Genomic DNA, 15,166 nt, shown 5'->3' with positions numbered 1-15,166 from the left:
CCAGTATTACAGAAAGTAAAATTCAGCGAGTACGCCTATTTACCGTATGAAAATCAGATTGATACGAAGAGGTAGCGCAAATGATATTAACGGAATATCATACGTTTTATTTGGCTCAACTTTTTGGTTTTCCCCAGCTTAATGATTCAGTAAAGCATTCACTGGATATTTGAGGACAGATCTTTAACTCTTTGTTCAGCCGAGTAATTGACGGCCATTCAGCTTTTTCATAGGCTTCTATTAAATTCAGTACATTTCCCGGCACACCTTCTCGTTCTATGATGGCGCTGTGAACCGTAGGACTTATCCTGATTGAGGCAAAGATGGTCTCAAAGCTGACTTTAAACATGGCATCTAACAGGGAGAAAAGGCCAATAAGATAGGCATCCGTGCGACCTAGCTTCAAGTGTCCTGCGAGTAGAGAGCAGAAATAGGCTCTCTGGATTGCCATGAGGTAAATGGGTTTAGGATCGGTGCTTTTGTCCGCTGAAAGGGCGATGAGCGACACAAACAGCCGAATTTTGTCTGCGCCTAAGTAGACAAGTGCTTGTTTAAATGATCGGATTTCAACGCTTAAATTAGATGAGTTTACATATCGAAAGAGTTTGAAGGATAGTGCAACATCTGAGGCAAATAGGCTTTCTAAGCGTGTAATTTCAAGTTCTTCTTTTGCCACCTCTTGGCACAGTTTCAGAATCGCTAACTGAGAGGCGCTGATCGATTTTTGTTGAACTACTTCTGGTTTGGCAAAATAGTAGCCTTGAAAGTAGTGAAACCCTATATCTTTGCATTTTAAAAAATCTTCATGTGACTCCACTCGCTCGGCAACGAATGAAATTTTGTGACTTAACTTCTTAATCAAATTGGCGGTTTTATTTAATGGGATCTGAGTGATGTCGAACTTAATGATATCAACAAAAGGCAGAAACCTTCTCCAGGCGGGGGTTGGCATAAAATCATCAAGTGCAATTTTGTAGCCAAGCCCTTTAAGTTCTTTTAGTGCGGCAAGAAGCTCATCAGTAGGCTCGCAAGTTTCTAGTACCTCAACAACTATCTTGCGTTTAGGCAATAGCGAAGGGATTAGCCTAACGATACTGTTGTATGGAAAATTAACAAAGCCTAACTTATCTTGCAGTAAACGTTCGTAGCTATCGCTATTAAAGTACACGTTAGATAAGACTTTCGATGTTGCTAAGTCAGGGGCAATGTTTGGAAATGCATTATCCTTTCCTTCGCGAAATAAAAGTTCATAGCCAATTAAATTTTTATCTCTATCAAGAATGGGTTGCCTTGCTATAAATGTTTTTTCCATGATTAAATTTATTGCCCTTGGGATTTTTACGTAAATACAAATAGTTAAATTAATGTCTTTGTTAATAACTGAGTAACCTTATTGCATAGGTAAGGGTTACACACTGATCTATTTACATTATGTAACGAATTAAACATGGTTGGACCAGTTATTTTTAGATGATTAGGCTTCTTTTAGGGTAAATATTGGCCAAAATGTCGACTTTAATGGAATAAAATGCTGTAAATTATCTGAAAAATTAAGTTATCCGTGATAAATGCGATACAAGGAGTGTGGAATTAGCAGGGGCAAAAGGATGGCAGGTCTTGCCTTTCCTCCACCTTTAATTCACCCATAGTGGATAGGGTTATAATTTAACGGTAGGTTTTACAGGGATTTCAGTAGCTTGAATGGAAAATAGGAAGGTTTCTGACCGTTAAAAACGGTGAAACCCCGATGTTGGTAGCATCGGGGTTTCGAATTTTTAGATTATCGAATGGTAAGGTCGATACTCTTTTCTATGCAGAAGGCTTGGAGTTATCCAATCAATTCCTTGGTCAGGAATTAGATACGGATGAAGTCCATGTGCTCAACTTTAGGCTTGAACGCGTGACGTTGAACGTCTTGCGGCTTAACCTTAACTTCAGCGCCGTCAATCACTAGAGTGATTGCTTCGTAGAACTCAGGCTTATCCATTTGGTTGATCACGTCAGAGTGAACAAGTTCGATAGATACTGCTGGTGCTTCACCACCGTAAATTACAGCTGGGAATTTACCAGCGTGACGTAGGCGGCGGCTCGCACCTTTACCTAGTTCAGTACGTACTACTGCTTCAAATTTCATAGTTTTACTCTCAATTAGTAAACATTAAATATCACAACACAATGCGACCTTGTGATGCGCTTACATTCAACCGTAACCGAAGTTACTTTCAAACGAGCGCGGATACTATCATTCTCTTTGTTTTCGAGCAAGAGCCTACCTTGATTTTAAGGCGTTAACTTAGAGTAATTTCAGCGTTTGATTAGATATCGTTCAGTTGAAGCTTCATAAGCCTTGGTCTTGAGTTTCGGCATCATATTCCAGTGTCTTTTATCTTTGCCTCAGGCTGGTTACACAGACCAAGTTACGGATGTGAAATATTCAATGTTAAGGCTGCTTTCAAGCCCCCCATGGTGCTTTTAGACAAGGTGACGTTTCCTCGGTAACTGTGGGCCATTTCGCTTACTATATTAAGCCCAAGACCTGTTCCTGGCGTTGTTTCATCGAGCCTCACCCCACGTTTGGTAACAAGAGCAAGTTTTTCTTCAGGGATTCCTGGGCCATCATCTTCGATGATCAGAGTGACATGGTTACGATCAACGCTTTGAGCATGAACTCTGATAATGCTACCCGCCCATTTGTACCCATTTTCAAGAAGGTTGCCGATCATTTCATCGAGATCGGCGGTTTCTACCGAAACGGCAAGATCGGAATCAAGTTCATTGATGAGTGTGATTTCTCTGTGGGAATACACTTTATCAAAGGCCATTGAAATCGCGTCAACACGCTCGCTTGGGTTTGATTTGACCGACAGAATATTCATAGAACCAGCCATTCGAGCACGGCCTAAATGGTATTCAATATGATTCTGAATCTGATGGATCGGCTGTGAGAATTTCTCGGCATCTTTTTTGGGTAGTGTTTCAACTTCATTCTTGAGCACAGACAAAGGCGTTTTAAGCGCATGAGATAAGTTCCCCGCGTGATTGCGCGCCCGTTCAAGTAATTCCTGATAGTGAAACAGTAGGGCGTTCAAATCAGACACAAGGGGGGACACTTCTTTTGGGTAATTGTCCCCTAAAGATTGTTGTTCACCGTTTCTAAGTAACACTAATTCTCGTTGCATTCTATTTAATGGCAATAGTGACCAACTGACTTGAATCCCGATCAACAGCAAAATACCCACAAAGAGCAATGACAAAATCAACCAGATTTCCCTGGTGATTTGTTGGACCGTGGATACTAAAGGCGCTTCATCAACACCGACTGTGATGGTTACGGGTACACGGAGATCGGGCAAATACACAGAGCGAGAAATATAGATGAGTTTTTCATTCTTTGCGCCAGTCACCGTGAGACCTAATGGCTTCTTTTTGAATGAGAGGCTTTTGTCCCAAAGGGAGCGAGAGCGCAATGTCTTATCGGTTGTTTTGGCTGTCCAGTATAGACCACTGTAAGGCTGATAAAACCGAGGATCTGAAAGCCGGCTCAGCATCACTAAATTGCCATTGGCATCGGTTTCAATATTGGCGGTGAGTTCATCCATAGCAAGGCTGAGTTGCTGCTTTATATCATCAGTAAGGTAGTCTTTAACAAGCTTAGGAATGCCAAGGCCTGCGGCTAAAATCATCGCGCCAAGCCAAAAAGCCGCGGCGAGAAGCAAACGGCTCTTAAGGCTGATGTTTTTAAGGTTTTTCTTCGATGGAGAGGCTAGCTTAGGCACGATACGCTCTTAATGTCATGGGTGATAAAGAGGTGGTTAACCGATGCGGACATATTGACATCATTACTCACAATTCAGTTGGTAGCCTAATCCACGCACTGTTTTTATGATCTTAGGAGCAATCTTTTTACGGATTCGTCCAATAAAGACTTCAACGGTATTTGAGTCACGGTCAAAATCTTGTTTATAAATATGTTCGACCAATTCAGTTCGTGAAATAACCTTATCTGAATTGTGCATAAAATAGGCAACCACTTTATATTCAAGGGCAGTCAGGCTAACGGCTTGTCCTTGCCAAAGCACTTTGGAACTGCGTGTGTCTAAGCTTAGATCACCAATCTGTTGAATAGGCGATGCATTGCCTGATGCTCGGCGCAGTTGTGCACGAATGCGCGCAATTAACTCGACCATTTCAAAGGGCTTGGTTAAGTAGTCGTCAGCACCGGCGTTTAACCCTTCCACGCGCTGACTTAAGGTGTCTCGTGCGCTTAAAATGACAACCGGTGTATTGATGTTTTCATCTCGGATGCCTTTTAAAACGGTTAAACCATCAAGTTTTGGCAGGCCAAGATCGAGAACAATCGCATCCCACGGCTCAGATGTTGCTCGGTATAATGCGTCGATGCCGTCTTGAGAAAGCTCGGGTACCCAATCGGCGGATTCAAGTGTTTCAATAATTTGTTCGCCAAGACGAGGGTCGTCTTCAACCACTAAAATTTTCATATGTCACCAGGTTGTGTTTTTGTCGTTGTTATTTTTTGATCACATCTTGCAGATTGCGTCCCTTTATCTCTAACATTTCTAGAGTGGTGGCGTTGTATTCTACTTTGATTACGTTGTCATTATGAACCAACTTTAACTCGTAGATCCATTCATCGCCGTCTTCTTCTAATTCAACTTTGATGACACGACCGTGCAGTTGGGATTCAATGGCATCGTAAAGGTCAGAGAAAGGCAGTATCAAACCCTCTTTTACCGCTTTATACACTTCATCTTGGTCTTCATCGAACTCGACACGAGCACCTTCTTTGTACTCATCTTGAACGAGGTCATGACCATTTGTGTTGGAATCTGACATCGCGACATTGGGTAATAAAAGCGCGCAAAACAAAGACACGCTAGCAATGGTTGTTTTACTAAGCATAACTGATCCAGAGTTGGGGCGACCTTCACTACCTTAAAGCAATGAACATGAATAGAAGGTGAATTTGCCAAGCTTAACGGTTTTGAAGTTCATCATCGAATATTTTGTCCCTCATTTTCCAAAATCGCCCTGATTTACGTGCGATAACAAACTGAGGTAGGCGGAATCGGTGCTGATTTGCAACGACCTTGGCAGGCGATGCTTCTTCAAAAGGTCGATGCTTGTCAGCTAAGTGCGGACGAACAAACCGATCTTTAAAGGCTTGTTTCTGTTTTTTTGTGGTGAGGGACCAAAACTCATGGACCTGGGCTTGGTTCTCTCCTCGATAGGTGACTTTGAGTTGAGGTTTTCCTTGTATGTCCTTGAGCACATTGAGTTCCATCTCTAAGCACTCGAAGACCAAAGCGTCTTTTAAGTTTAACGCCTCCTTAAGCTTTTTGTCTGGGTCTACTAACGTCGCATCACATTCATGGCAAATGCGTGCTGCTATGTCGTTATCTGCCCCACATTCATTGCAATACTTTGCTCGAAAGCGATAACCGCAATGCTCTCGTTCACCGCTCTCTTCGTCTGTAAAAAAACCTTGGCAGCGTCGACCAAAGTGTTCGAGTAAGAAACCGTTGCTGTCGAGTTTGCCCCAGAAATTATTGTTAAATCCGCACGCGGGGCAGGGAATGGTAATGATTTCGCTGTTTGAATCAGGTTTAGGGTCTCCCACTTCAGGTTGATAGAGATCGTAGTTGTTGCCCGCGTAGTCGAGAACCAAACATTCCTTTTTTCCCGGAGATAAGCGCAATCCTCGCCCAATAATCTGCTGATACAGGCTGACAGATTCTGTAGGTCTCAAAATGGCAATGAGGTCGACGTGAGGGGCATCAAAACCGGTCGTTAAAACAGAAACATTGACGAGATACTTAATCTTTTGCTGTTTAAAGCGCTGAATAATGTCGTCACGCTCATGTGTCGGTGTGTCACCAATGACTATCGCTGACTCAGCCTCGGGAAGCAGTTGCAAAATTTCTTGAGCATGGCGCACGGTTGCAGCAAAAACCATGATGCCCATTTTATCCTTTGAATACTGGAGGATTTGCTCAACAATTTGTGGCGTAGCTCGCTTTGCTTTGTCAATAACCATGTCCAACTCGGCTTCTTTATAGCGTCCAGTGCTGGCCGGTTTTAGTTGAGAGAAATCGTAAGACAGGACAGGTGCATCCATCATTCGAGCTGGAGTTAAAAAGTCTTCATCCAGTAAGTAATGGATGGGAAGTTCAAAAATGCAGTCACGGAAGAAGCGCGGTTCTTCACTGCGTACCTGGCCTCGGGTGTGATATTGGTAGATCCAGCCCATACCAAGGCGGTAGGGGGTGGCTGTTAGCCCAAGGACTTTGATTCCTGAATTGAGATCTTTTAGATGAGTAATCACTTTTTGATAGCTGCTGTTTTTGTCATCGGGAACACGATGGCATTCATCAATAACCAACAGTGAAAACGGGTGCTTAAAGTCATCCAGATTGCGAACCACAGACTGAACCGACGCAAACACGACTTGCTGCTCGGTCTCTTTTCGTCCTAACCCTGCGGCATAAATCGACCCTTTTAAACCATAGCCTTCATACTTTTCGTGATTTTGCTCTACCAGCTCTTTGACGTGAGCAAGCACCAAAACACGCCCTTTAGCGAGGCGAGCAAGTTCTGCGATCACTAGGCTTTTTCCAGCGCCGGTGGGCAGCACAATGACTGAAGGCGTCGAGTGCTTGCGAAAATAATGAATCACGGCTTTTACTGAATCGGCTTGATAGGGGCGAAGGGTATACATAGTCACTAAAGGTAAGGATCGTTATTGAGTCGTCTAGTATACACAGCAGACTCACAGACTGGAATTGCACAATATCGCTAATGATATGAATTGTATTCACATCGAAAGTGCAGCTGGGCTCATTTAATTTGAACCGTGAACGGAATAAGATTCTAAGCAACAAACGAGTCGGTGATATTTTATGAAAAGAAAAATTCTCGGTGTAGTGCTGGCAGGAATGCTTAACATTCAAATCGCACATGCATGTCTTGGTGACGGAGCGGTAGATGGTGCTCTGGTTGCTGTGCCAGCAGGAACATTTGAAGTGGCTGTCGCGACATATCATGCCCAGGCAGACGGGAATCTCACTAAATATCAGCGACATAACCTAGTTACTGTTCAGTTCTTACTTGCTCAAGCGTTAAGCAGCAATTATCAACAAGAAATTTTTGATGTGACGATTTTTGAAGCGACAGGTCAACATTTCTTCCGATTTGTTGGTGACGGTGAGCGAGTGGAGATCTTGGCCCATGAAGTGCCAAAAAATGAGTTTGATTCTGTCATTGTTACTGACATTGATGTTCTAACCGCACTGGTTAGAAAAGAGCTGAATTTTACTGAAGCAGACTCGTTAAATCTTTTCTATCAAGCTGATGTGTCCAAAAGTTTTTATCAGCTACTGACCCAATCTTTTTAATTTACTTTAATCCAATTAGTTAGAGGTTCCTATGAAACTTTCTACCCTTAGCGTACTAATTACAGCGGTTGTTTCTGGCTCTGTTATCGCGAGCGCATCACTTCCTACATTTACGCCAGATCAAAAAGAGGCGACACCACATACGATTGAGTTTCAAAAAGAGATTCGCACAACACTGCCCTTTGCTGACCAAGAAGATTGGGATCTCGCTAAGAAAGGCTTTATTGCGCGTGTTGATGACTTGGAAATCAAAGATGCAAACGGCAGCGTGGTATGGGAGCTAGGAAACTACGACTACCTTCTTCAAGGGGAAGACTACGACACTATCCATCCATCAATGCAGCGTCAAGCAGAGCTGAATATGGAGCATGGTTTATTTGAAATCATGCCAGGTAAAGTCTATCAAGTACGCGGGTACGATTTGGCTCAAGTGAGCTTTGTTCGTTCAGATAATGGTTGGGTTGTTTTTGATCCACTCACTATCCCAGAAACTGCGGCGGCAGCGTACGATCTGTTTAAGGCACATGTAAAAGAAGCGCGTGAGTTGCCAATCACAGCGGTGGTTTACTCTCATTCTCATGGTGATCACTTCGGCGGCGTAAAAGGTCTAGTATCTCAAGAGCAAGTTGATTCTGGTGACGTTCAAATTATCGCTCCTCGTGCTTTCTCTGACTTTGCGATTTCAGAAAACGTATTGGCGGGTAATGTGATGGCGCGTCGTGTGGTATACCAATACGGCAATACACTCGAGAAAAGCGCAAAAGGTCAAGTTGATGCCGCTATTGGTAAAGGTGTTGCGAACGGTGGTCTATCATTGATTCTACCGACTCACCAAGTGGAAGATGATCTAGAAACGCTAACTATTGATGGGCTAGAAATGGTGTTCCACAACGCACCGGATACTGAAGCACCGTCAGAAATGAACACGTACATTCCAGAGTACAAAGCATACTGGGGCGCTGAGACGACAGTTGCAGGTCTACACAATGTTTACACACTACGTGGTGCATTCGTACGTGACACTATGCAGTGGGCTGACTCCATCAATGAAGCACTGTATATGTTTGGTGGGGAAGCTGAACTATTGTTTGCATCACACGGTTGGCCGCGTTTTGGTAACGAGAATATTCAAGACTACCTACGTGGTCAACGTGATATGTACGGTTACTTACATGACGAAACACTGCGTCTTATTAACCACGGTGTGAGCATTACAGATATCCAGGATGAGTTCTTTGTACCAAAACCTCTAGCTGACCAATGGTACACACGTGGTTACCACGGTTCATACCACCGTAATGCTAAAGCGGTAGCCAATAAGTACATCGGTTACTTTGATATGAATCCAGCAACTTTACTGCACTTAAACTCTGTTGACCAAGCAACTAAGTATACGGAGATGATGGGTGAAGAGGCGATTCTTGCGGAAGGTAAAAAGGCATTCGAAAGTGGCGAGTTCCGTTGGTGTGCGACCGTTGTTAACAATGTTGTCTTTGCTAATCCAGAAAATATGCAAGCACGTTATTTACAAGCGGACTGTTTTGAGCAGTTAGGTTACCAATCTGAATCTTCAGGTGAGCGTAACGTGTTCCTTGCTGGAGCATCAGAACTGCGTAACGGTATTGTCGAAGTTCAATCGACTAAAGCGGTTACACCGGATTTGATTCAGGCGATGCCGACTCGTGACTTCTTAAACTTCATGGGCGTTCGATTTAATGGCCCACAAGCAGCAATGGATGGGTTCGTAATGAATGCAAACCTAGTGATTCCTGATGAAGATGCAAAATACGCTATTGAAGCGTCAAATGGTCGTGTAAGTAATATCGAAGGTTTCGATGTTCCTAACCCAGACTTTACGCTAACCATTAACCGTTCAGACATCACTTTGATGCTGCTACAGCAAACAACATTGCAAGAGCTTCTTAAAGACGGTAAAGCAACAGTGAAAGGTGATTTGAGTAAAGTTGGCCAGCTAACGGGTTACCTCGATGACTTTAAGTTCTGGTTCAAAATGGCGTTGCCACAAGACCACTCAGAGTACAGCTTTGGTAAGTCAAAGACGGGCGTATCACCAGTTAACCGTTAATTGAAGTTAATTGGCGTGCAGCCAGCAAACGTTAAGTAATCAAACGTTAAGTAATCAAACGTTAAGTAAGCGCTAAGAGCACAGTGTTAAGCCTCGGAGGGTATCCCGAGGCTTTTTTGTTGTTACCGTACTTTGGTGATACATTGAATTCCATCGTATTTGACTAAGGGTTATGGTTCGATGCCAAAAAGTAACCATTTTGATTTTAATCTATTACGAGTGTTTCTTAGCGTTTATAAAACTCACTCTTATTCGCAATCAGCAGAAGCATTAGACCTAACCCCATCAGCGGTGAGTCACGCAATTAAACGGTTAAATACACAGCTGTCTGAAACACTATTCCAGCGAACAAATATAGGGGTTGAGCCGACATTTGTCGCACATGATTTCTATAAGCAAATCGCCGCTCCTTATATGGACATTGAACAGAGCTTATCGAGCTATGAAAAATTTGATCCTTATGAGTCGAAACGTACTTTTCAGGTTTTAGTACCAGACATCTATATGCCAGTCTTTGCAGCTCGATTAGATAAAGAGAATGATACGAATTGCCAAATTATTTGTATTGCTCTTCCTGCGGAAGATGAACAGATCTACGACTTGTTGATGAGTGGAGAAGTTGATTTAGCATTGGATTATGTATTGCCAAGTTTGGCGGGTATAAATTCTGAAATGATCTATGAAGAGGAAATTTGTTGTGTAGCGAGAAAGGAGCACCCAAGAGTGAAGCTGCCTTTGGGGTTTGAAGATTACATGGCAGAGTCACACGCCAAGCTCAATTTACGCCGTTGGAGTCATAGGGCAGCAGATACGCTTGCAAAGCGGGCTCTACCTCAGCGTAAGACACATAGTGAACATAATTCGCTCTATTCGATGGTACATACTTTGGCGAGCAGCGATGCACTAGGTATTTGCCCCAAACGATTAGCACAAGATCTACAAAAGACACTGCCTATAGACATTCTTCCGATTCCGTTTGAAATTAACAATATTACGGTCTGGCTGCACTGGCCAAAGAAAGTCAGCAATAACCCCGCGAACAAATGGCTGCGGGATATCGTAAGAAAAGCATGGGCAGAAGGGTAATAAATTTTCGGCCGATACTCACTGTGGTACGAATTCCATGTATACTGCGCGCGATTTCGCTCAAATGAGGCCAACATGCGTTTAGATAAATTTTTATGTGACACTTTAGGTGTTACCAGAAAAGAAGCTCACCAGATCCTACGTTCAAAAAAAGTGATGGTTGATGGTGAGATGGAAAAAAGAGCTGCGTCACATGTGACGGAAGAGTCTGTGGTTGAATGGCAGGGCAACCAGCTTAAGTTATCTGGGCCTCGTTACATCATGCTTTACAAGCCGGAAGGGTTTGTGTGCTCACACGAAGATGGTGCGAACCCAACTGCGTTTGAACTGATCGATGAAATTAAAATGGACGAGCTTCACTTTGCTGGTCGTTTGGATGTCGATACGACAGGATTGGTTCTGATCACCGATGATGGACAGTGGTCTCATCGAATCACCTCGCCGAAGCACAAGTGCCAAAAAACTTACCGTGTTTGGCTAGCGGAGCCTGTTGAAGATGACTATGCAGAAAAATTCAAACAAGGTATTCAGCTGAAAAGTGAAACTGGATTAACGCTACCTGCTGAACTCGATGTGCGAGCGGAAAAGGAAGTGTTGCTAACCATCCATGAAGGTAAATATCACCAAGTTAAACGAATGTTTGCAGCGCTTGGTAACAAGGTGGAAGCACTGCATCGCGAGAAAATCGGAGATATAGAGATGGATGAAAGCCTAGAGCTGGGTGAATATCGTTATCTTACGGAAGATGAAGTGAACTCCATCTGGAAATAACCCCGCTTTAGAAACACGTATATTTCTCAATGAGAACTAGTCTTTTTTATAAGAGTCGTTATTATTATTCGTTAATAATACGCCACGAGTTGGTTATGGTATCGGTACCATAATCAAATCGACCACTGATTTGATAACCTAATGACAAATAATTCGATATCTTCTCCTGCCAGCTCACAACAAATAGGACTGATTCTTTTTGCGGTGCTAGGGGCTATTGGTGCTTTAACACCATTAGCCATCGACATGTACTTACCTGCGATGCCATCCATTGCCAATGACTTGGGCGTGACGGCTGGTGAAGTTCAATTTACCTTGACTGCTTATACTGCAGGTTTTGCGATTGGTCAGTTGTTTCATGGGCCATTTGCTGACAGCTTTGGTCGTCGCCCTGTTCTACTCATTGGTGTGGCTTTATTTGCTATTGCATCCATAGTGAGTGCGACCACTACGGGTATTGACGCGTTAACGTTTATTCGATGTGCACAAGGTTTTGCAGGGGCAGCAGCAGCCGTCGTTATTCAAGCGGTTGTCCGCGATATGTTCGACAGGGAGGACTTCGCTCGAGCGATGTCTTTTGTCACGCTCGTCATGACTATTGCTCCGCTTCTTGCGCCTATGATTGGCGGCCACCTCGCTATCTGGTTTGGTTGGCGCTCCATCTTTTGGGTGTTGGCTGTTTTTGCTGTTGTGGTGATTTTGCTTGTGGTGTGGAAAATTCCAGAAACCTTACCAGTAGAAAAACGACACCCGTTGCGCTTAGGGACGACAATTCGCAACTACTTGGGTCTGTTTCGTAACCCAACCGCGATGGGGCTAATATTTTCAGGTGCGTTTTCATTTGCCGGGATGTTTGCATTCTTAACGGGTGGCTCATTCGTTTATATTGATATTTATGGTGTTCGTCCCGATCAGTTTGGGTACCTGTTTGGCCTTAATATTGTCGCTATGATTATCATGACCAGTATTAATGGTCGGCTAGTTAAACGGGTAGGGTCACACGCTATGCTGCGTTTTGGTTTGGTTATTCAGCTTATCGCCGGCATCGGTTTATTGGGCAGTTGGTTACTGGATTTAGGACTGTGGGGAACGGTTCCTTTTGTTGTCTTATTTATCGGCACTATTTCAACCATAGGCAGCAATACTATGGGCTTGCTGCTTAGTGGCTATCCAAACATGGCGGGGACTGCGTCGTCGTTGGCGGGCACGTTAAGATTTGGAACCGGGTCTATTATTGGTGCGGTTGTTGCGGCTATGCCAAGCGATGTGGTTTGGCCGATGATATTCGTAATGACAGCGTGTTCTGTGCTGTCAGTAGCATTTTATTGGACATTAGGAAGAAAGGCATAGTGTCAAATTATACAGTTGAAATTCAAAAGGTCGTGAATCTAGCCTTAGCAGAAATGCAGGCTGAACACGCTTCTGGCAAGTTGGCTGATGCGCCAATTGCTAATAATCACTTCTTGGTGCGCTGGGTGACAAAGGCTCTCAAAAGCCAACGTTTTGAACGGTGCGTCGTGGAGGATTTAATTCGTTGGCAAAAATCAGGACGTTCCAAAGGCGATAGTGCAGGGCTACCCTTTATCTTTAAACGAATTTCAGTGTTTTATGCGCAGTTTTTCCAGTCAGATGAATCGCTAAAAGAGCTTAAAGACAGTGATATTGAAACGTTTTTGGATGAAATGATTGCCGCGAATTGGGACGTTTCAACTTCAGAGCCATTAATCGGTGGGGGTAAAGTTCAGATCTTTACGGATGGGCATAGTTCGCTCGCATTGTGCGCTAACCAGTGTGATGACTGCTTTGAAGGTGAGTTACTGACCAAACCGATGCATTGGTTTGTACGGGGTAATCATGCCGAGTTTATTGAAAAATCGGCGGCGGCGGGTTTTATGGTTCATAAGGTAACGGATTACAAGTCGGTGGTTAAATACCATGGTGAATACGTGATTTTCCCACGAAATCAGGGCAATCAACTGGCTGAAATTCCATTGAACCTGAAGATAGATTAAGACGTTAAGATAGACGAAGCCTTCCGTGGTTAAACAATATGGAATGAAAAGACGTATCCAATGAGGGTACGTCTTTTTTCTACTCGTTGTTTTGTGTCGCTACTCGTTGTTTTGTGCGTTTTTGACTATCGCTTTAACCATACCATTGAAGATAAAGAGGTGGGCTGGCATCATTGCAAACCAGTAGAGTAACCCTAAGAACCCTTGTGGATGCCACCAGGCAGTGATGGTGAGCTTTCTTTCATTTCCTAAGTCTGCAATGGCTACTTCTAAGCGCCCTAGGCCTGGCCCTTTCATGCCAAACAGAAGAGAAAGAAATTGTTCTTTTTCACACCGAATGACTTTCCAAGAATCAATGTGATCTCCGACTTTTAGCTCCGGCCCTTCTGGCTTGCGACGTTGCGGCACTCCTCCACCAAATAAAACATCCAGCCACTCTCGTGTGCGCCATAAAGTGTTGGCAAAGAAATATCCATGCTTACGACTGCCTATTTGCTGAGCGACTTTCCACAACTGCTCCGAAGTTAAGGAAGTTTTGATACTGGCCCCCGCTTGTTTAGGGTAATAGCCGTAACCGGGTTGCCATCGATTGAGCGCTTCTGGTTCAAACCCCCATACATTGCTCCGAACAAATGTACCTTCTTCTTTGATGGCGGTCGTAACGGCTTGTTTATAGGAAATAAGAGTTTGCGGATAGTCTTGCTGAGCCTGGTTTGAATCGGAAATATAATCATGCTCTAAGCCCGCGAGCAACGCTCGGCCTATGTTACTTGGAACGGACGTGACTAAACCTAGCCAGTAGGAGGCCAACTTGGGAGTCAGCAAAGAAGTGGACCATAGCCGAAACGGTTTATTAGCGATCTCGCAAATGGTTTTAAACTGCTCTCGATAAGAGAGGACATCCGGACCGCCGATAGAAAACTGTCGATGTTCAGTCGGGGACTCTTTGGCAATTTCAATCAAATAGTGATTGAGGTTATCAAGAGCGATGGGGTTCGCTTTGGAATCGACCCATTTTGGAGCAATCATTACCGGCAAGTTGTATACGAAGTCCCTCATGATTTCAAAAGCGGCTGAACCCGGCCCAATGATAACCCCCGCTCTAAGCTCGGTGATCGGTACGCTGCTTTGCCGAAGAATATCGCCAGTCTGACGCCTTGCATCTAGGTGCGTGGAATTCCCCGTTTGAGGTTGCAACGCGCTGAGGTAAATGACTTGTTGTACCGAGCTGCTGACCAGGGCTTCTTTAAAATTGTGCGCCAGAGAAAGCTCGTATTCTAAAAAATCGTGTCCTGCGGCCATGCCGTGAACAAGAAAGTAGATCAGATCAAATTGAGGAATCAGTTGCAGAGTTGCTTCACGATCAGCAAGGTCTAGGTATGTAAATCTTAAATGAGCGTGAGGCGTTACTCTTGCTTTCAAGTATTCAAGATTTCGAGCTGCTGCTGTTACATTGTAACCTTTGGAAAGGAGGATCGGTAATAACTGAGAGCCTACGTATCCTGATGCACCAAGAACCAATACCTTTTTCATACATTCCCTTCAATCGCCATGGTTAAGAATCTATCACTGTATACCATAACGCGTTGATTTTCTGTTTATTGAGCGTATGAGGTTCAAGTGCCAGATTATCGTTGTCATGTCAGTTACCTCACTGCATAGTGTAAAAGCAATAAGTAAGAAAATAGTTTGTTAGAAAATGAGAAGTGACGCGGTTAATTGTTGCAATTGAGTGCATATCTTGTGATCAGGTATCCAAAATACTTTCTAGAAAGCTCAATTTAGTGTAGATTCTCCTT

13 protein-coding genes are annotated in these 15,166 nt (G+C 43.7%); 6 read left to right on the top strand and 7 right to left on the bottom strand.

Annotation, left to right across the window (positions count from 1 at the left end; translation table 11 throughout):
* Positions 1 to 115: 115 nt before the first annotated feature.
* From QF117_RS14910 to QF117_RS14885, 6 genes are all read right to left on the bottom strand, one after another.
* The gene (locus tag QF117_RS14910) at positions 116 to 1,312 is read right to left on the bottom strand and encodes an EAL domain-containing protein (protein ID WP_282386495.1); all 1,197 of its coding nucleotides are present in this window, start codon (positions 1,310 to 1,312) and stop codon (positions 116 to 118) included.
* A 543-nt stretch (positions 1,313 to 1,855) separates the two neighbouring features.
* Positions 1,856 to 2,134, bottom strand: coding sequence for a 50S ribosomal protein L25 (rplY, locus tag QF117_RS14905; RefSeq protein WP_282386493.1), 279 nt, complete (start codon positions 2,132 to 2,134; stop codon positions 1,856 to 1,858).
* 283 nt (positions 2,135 to 2,417) lie between these two features.
* A complete protein-coding gene (locus tag QF117_RS14900; protein WP_282386492.1) occupies positions 2,418 to 3,776 on the bottom strand; it encodes an ATP-binding protein in 1,359 nt (452 codons plus the stop codon).
* 63 nt (positions 3,777 to 3,839) lie between these two features.
* The gene (locus QF117_RS14895) at positions 3,840 to 4,499 is read right to left on the bottom strand and encodes a response regulator transcription factor (RefSeq protein ID WP_282386490.1); all 660 of its coding nucleotides are present in this window, start codon (positions 4,497 to 4,499) and stop codon (positions 3,840 to 3,842) included.
* A 28-nt stretch (positions 4,500 to 4,527) separates the two neighbouring features.
* Positions 4,528 to 4,920 carry a hypothetical protein gene (locus tag QF117_RS14890; protein WP_282386488.1) on the bottom strand — a complete coding sequence of 131 codons (393 nt, stop codon included), beginning with the start codon at positions 4,918 to 4,920 and terminating at the stop codon, positions 4,528 to 4,530.
* Between the two features lie 73 nt (positions 4,921 to 4,993).
* Complete coding sequence (locus tag QF117_RS14885; RefSeq protein WP_282389498.1) at positions 4,994 to 6,736, bottom strand: DEAD/DEAH box helicase; 1,743 nt, start codon at positions 6,734 to 6,736, stop codon at positions 4,994 to 4,996.
* Between the two features lie 181 nt (positions 6,737 to 6,917).
* Between QF117_RS14885 and QF117_RS14880 the strand changes: the two genes are divergently transcribed.
* The 6 genes from QF117_RS14880 to QF117_RS14855 all read left to right on the top strand — a co-directional run bounded on the left by QF117_RS14880 (position 6,918) and on the right by QF117_RS14855 (position 13,367).
* Complete coding sequence (locus tag QF117_RS14880) at positions 6,918 to 7,412, top strand: hypothetical protein (protein WP_282386487.1); 495 nt, start codon at positions 6,918 to 6,920, stop codon at positions 7,410 to 7,412.
* 31 nt (positions 7,413 to 7,443) lie between these two features.
* Positions 7,444 to 9,498 (top strand): alkyl sulfatase dimerization domain-containing protein, encoded by a 2,055-nt coding sequence (locus QF117_RS14875; protein WP_282386485.1) that lies wholly within the window; start codon positions 7,444 to 7,446, stop codon positions 9,496 to 9,498.
* 180 nt (positions 9,499 to 9,678) lie between these two features.
* Positions 9,679 to 10,584, top strand: a complete 906-nt coding sequence (locus QF117_RS14870) for a LysR family transcriptional regulator (RefSeq protein WP_282386483.1) — start codon at positions 9,679 to 9,681, stop codon at positions 10,582 to 10,584.
* A gap of 75 nt (positions 10,585 to 10,659) precedes the next feature.
* Complete coding sequence (rsuA, locus tag QF117_RS14865) at positions 10,660 to 11,355, top strand: 16S rRNA pseudouridine(516) synthase RsuA (RefSeq protein ID WP_282386482.1); 696 nt, start codon at positions 10,660 to 10,662, stop codon at positions 11,353 to 11,355.
* 141 nt (positions 11,356 to 11,496) lie between these two features.
* Entirely contained in the window at positions 11,497 to 12,705 is a 1,209-nt protein-coding gene (locus tag QF117_RS14860; RefSeq protein ID WP_017035304.1) for a Bcr/CflA family multidrug efflux MFS transporter, read from the top strand.
* Positions 12,705 to 13,367, top strand: a complete 663-nt coding sequence (locus tag QF117_RS14855) for a DUF2913 family protein (RefSeq protein ID WP_282386480.1) — start codon at positions 12,705 to 12,707, stop codon at positions 13,365 to 13,367. The genes QF117_RS14860 and QF117_RS14855 overlap by 1 nt, the downstream gene beginning before the upstream one ends.
* A gap of 99 nt (positions 13,368 to 13,466) precedes the next feature.
* Here the strand turns inward: QF117_RS14855 and QF117_RS14850 are convergent, their stop codons facing one another.
* Positions 13,467 to 14,900, bottom strand: a complete 1,434-nt coding sequence (locus tag QF117_RS14850; RefSeq protein WP_282386478.1) for a DUF2867 domain-containing protein — start codon at positions 14,898 to 14,900, stop codon at positions 13,467 to 13,469.
* Positions 14,901 to 15,166: the final 266 nt, after the last annotated feature.

The sequence above is a fragment of the Vibrio sp. YMD68 genome (genome assembly GCF_029958905.1).
Taxonomy (GTDB): Bacteria; Pseudomonadota; Gammaproteobacteria; order Enterobacterales; family Vibrionaceae; genus Vibrio.
This window is presented reverse-complemented; position numbering and strand designations above follow the sequence as displayed.

What these genes read in the sequence shown, in the direction of transcription:
- QF117_RS14895 (WP_282386490.1), bottom strand. Translation starts at nt 4,499, where the DNA reads ATGAAAATTTTAGTGGTTGAAGACGACCCTCGTCTTGGCGAACAAATT.
- QF117_RS14850 (WP_282386478.1), bottom strand. Translation starts at nt 14,900, where the DNA reads ATGAAAAAGGTATTGGTTCTTGGTGCATCAGGATACGTAGGCTCTCAG.
- QF117_RS14890 (WP_282386488.1), bottom strand. Translation starts at nt 4,920, where the DNA reads ATGCTTAGTAAAACAACCATTGCTAGCGTGTCTTTGTTTTGCGCGCTT.
- QF117_RS14870 (WP_282386483.1), top strand. Translation starts at nt 9,679, where the DNA reads ATGCCAAAAAGTAACCATTTTGATTTTAATCTATTACGAGTGTTTCTT.
- QF117_RS14880 (WP_282386487.1), top strand. Translation starts at nt 6,918, where the DNA reads ATGAAAAGAAAAATTCTCGGTGTAGTGCTGGCAGGAATGCTTAACATT.
- QF117_RS14860 (WP_017035304.1), top strand. Translation starts at nt 11,497, where the DNA reads ATGACAAATAATTCGATATCTTCTCCTGCCAGCTCACAACAAATAGGA.
- QF117_RS14875 (WP_282386485.1), top strand. Translation starts at nt 7,444, where the DNA reads ATGAAACTTTCTACCCTTAGCGTACTAATTACAGCGGTTGTTTCTGGC.
- QF117_RS14910 (WP_282386495.1), bottom strand. Translation starts at nt 1,312, where the DNA reads ATGGAAAAAACATTTATAGCAAGGCAACCCATTCTTGATAGAGATAAA.
- rsuA (WP_282386482.1), top strand. Translation starts at nt 10,660, where the DNA reads ATGCGTTTAGATAAATTTTTATGTGACACTTTAGGTGTTACCAGAAAA.
- rplY (WP_282386493.1), bottom strand. Translation starts at nt 2,134, where the DNA reads ATGAAATTTGAAGCAGTAGTACGTACTGAACTAGGTAAAGGTGCGAGC.
- QF117_RS14885 (WP_282389498.1), bottom strand. Translation starts at nt 6,736, where the DNA reads ATGTATACCCTTCGCCCCTATCAAGCCGATTCAGTAAAAGCCGTGATT.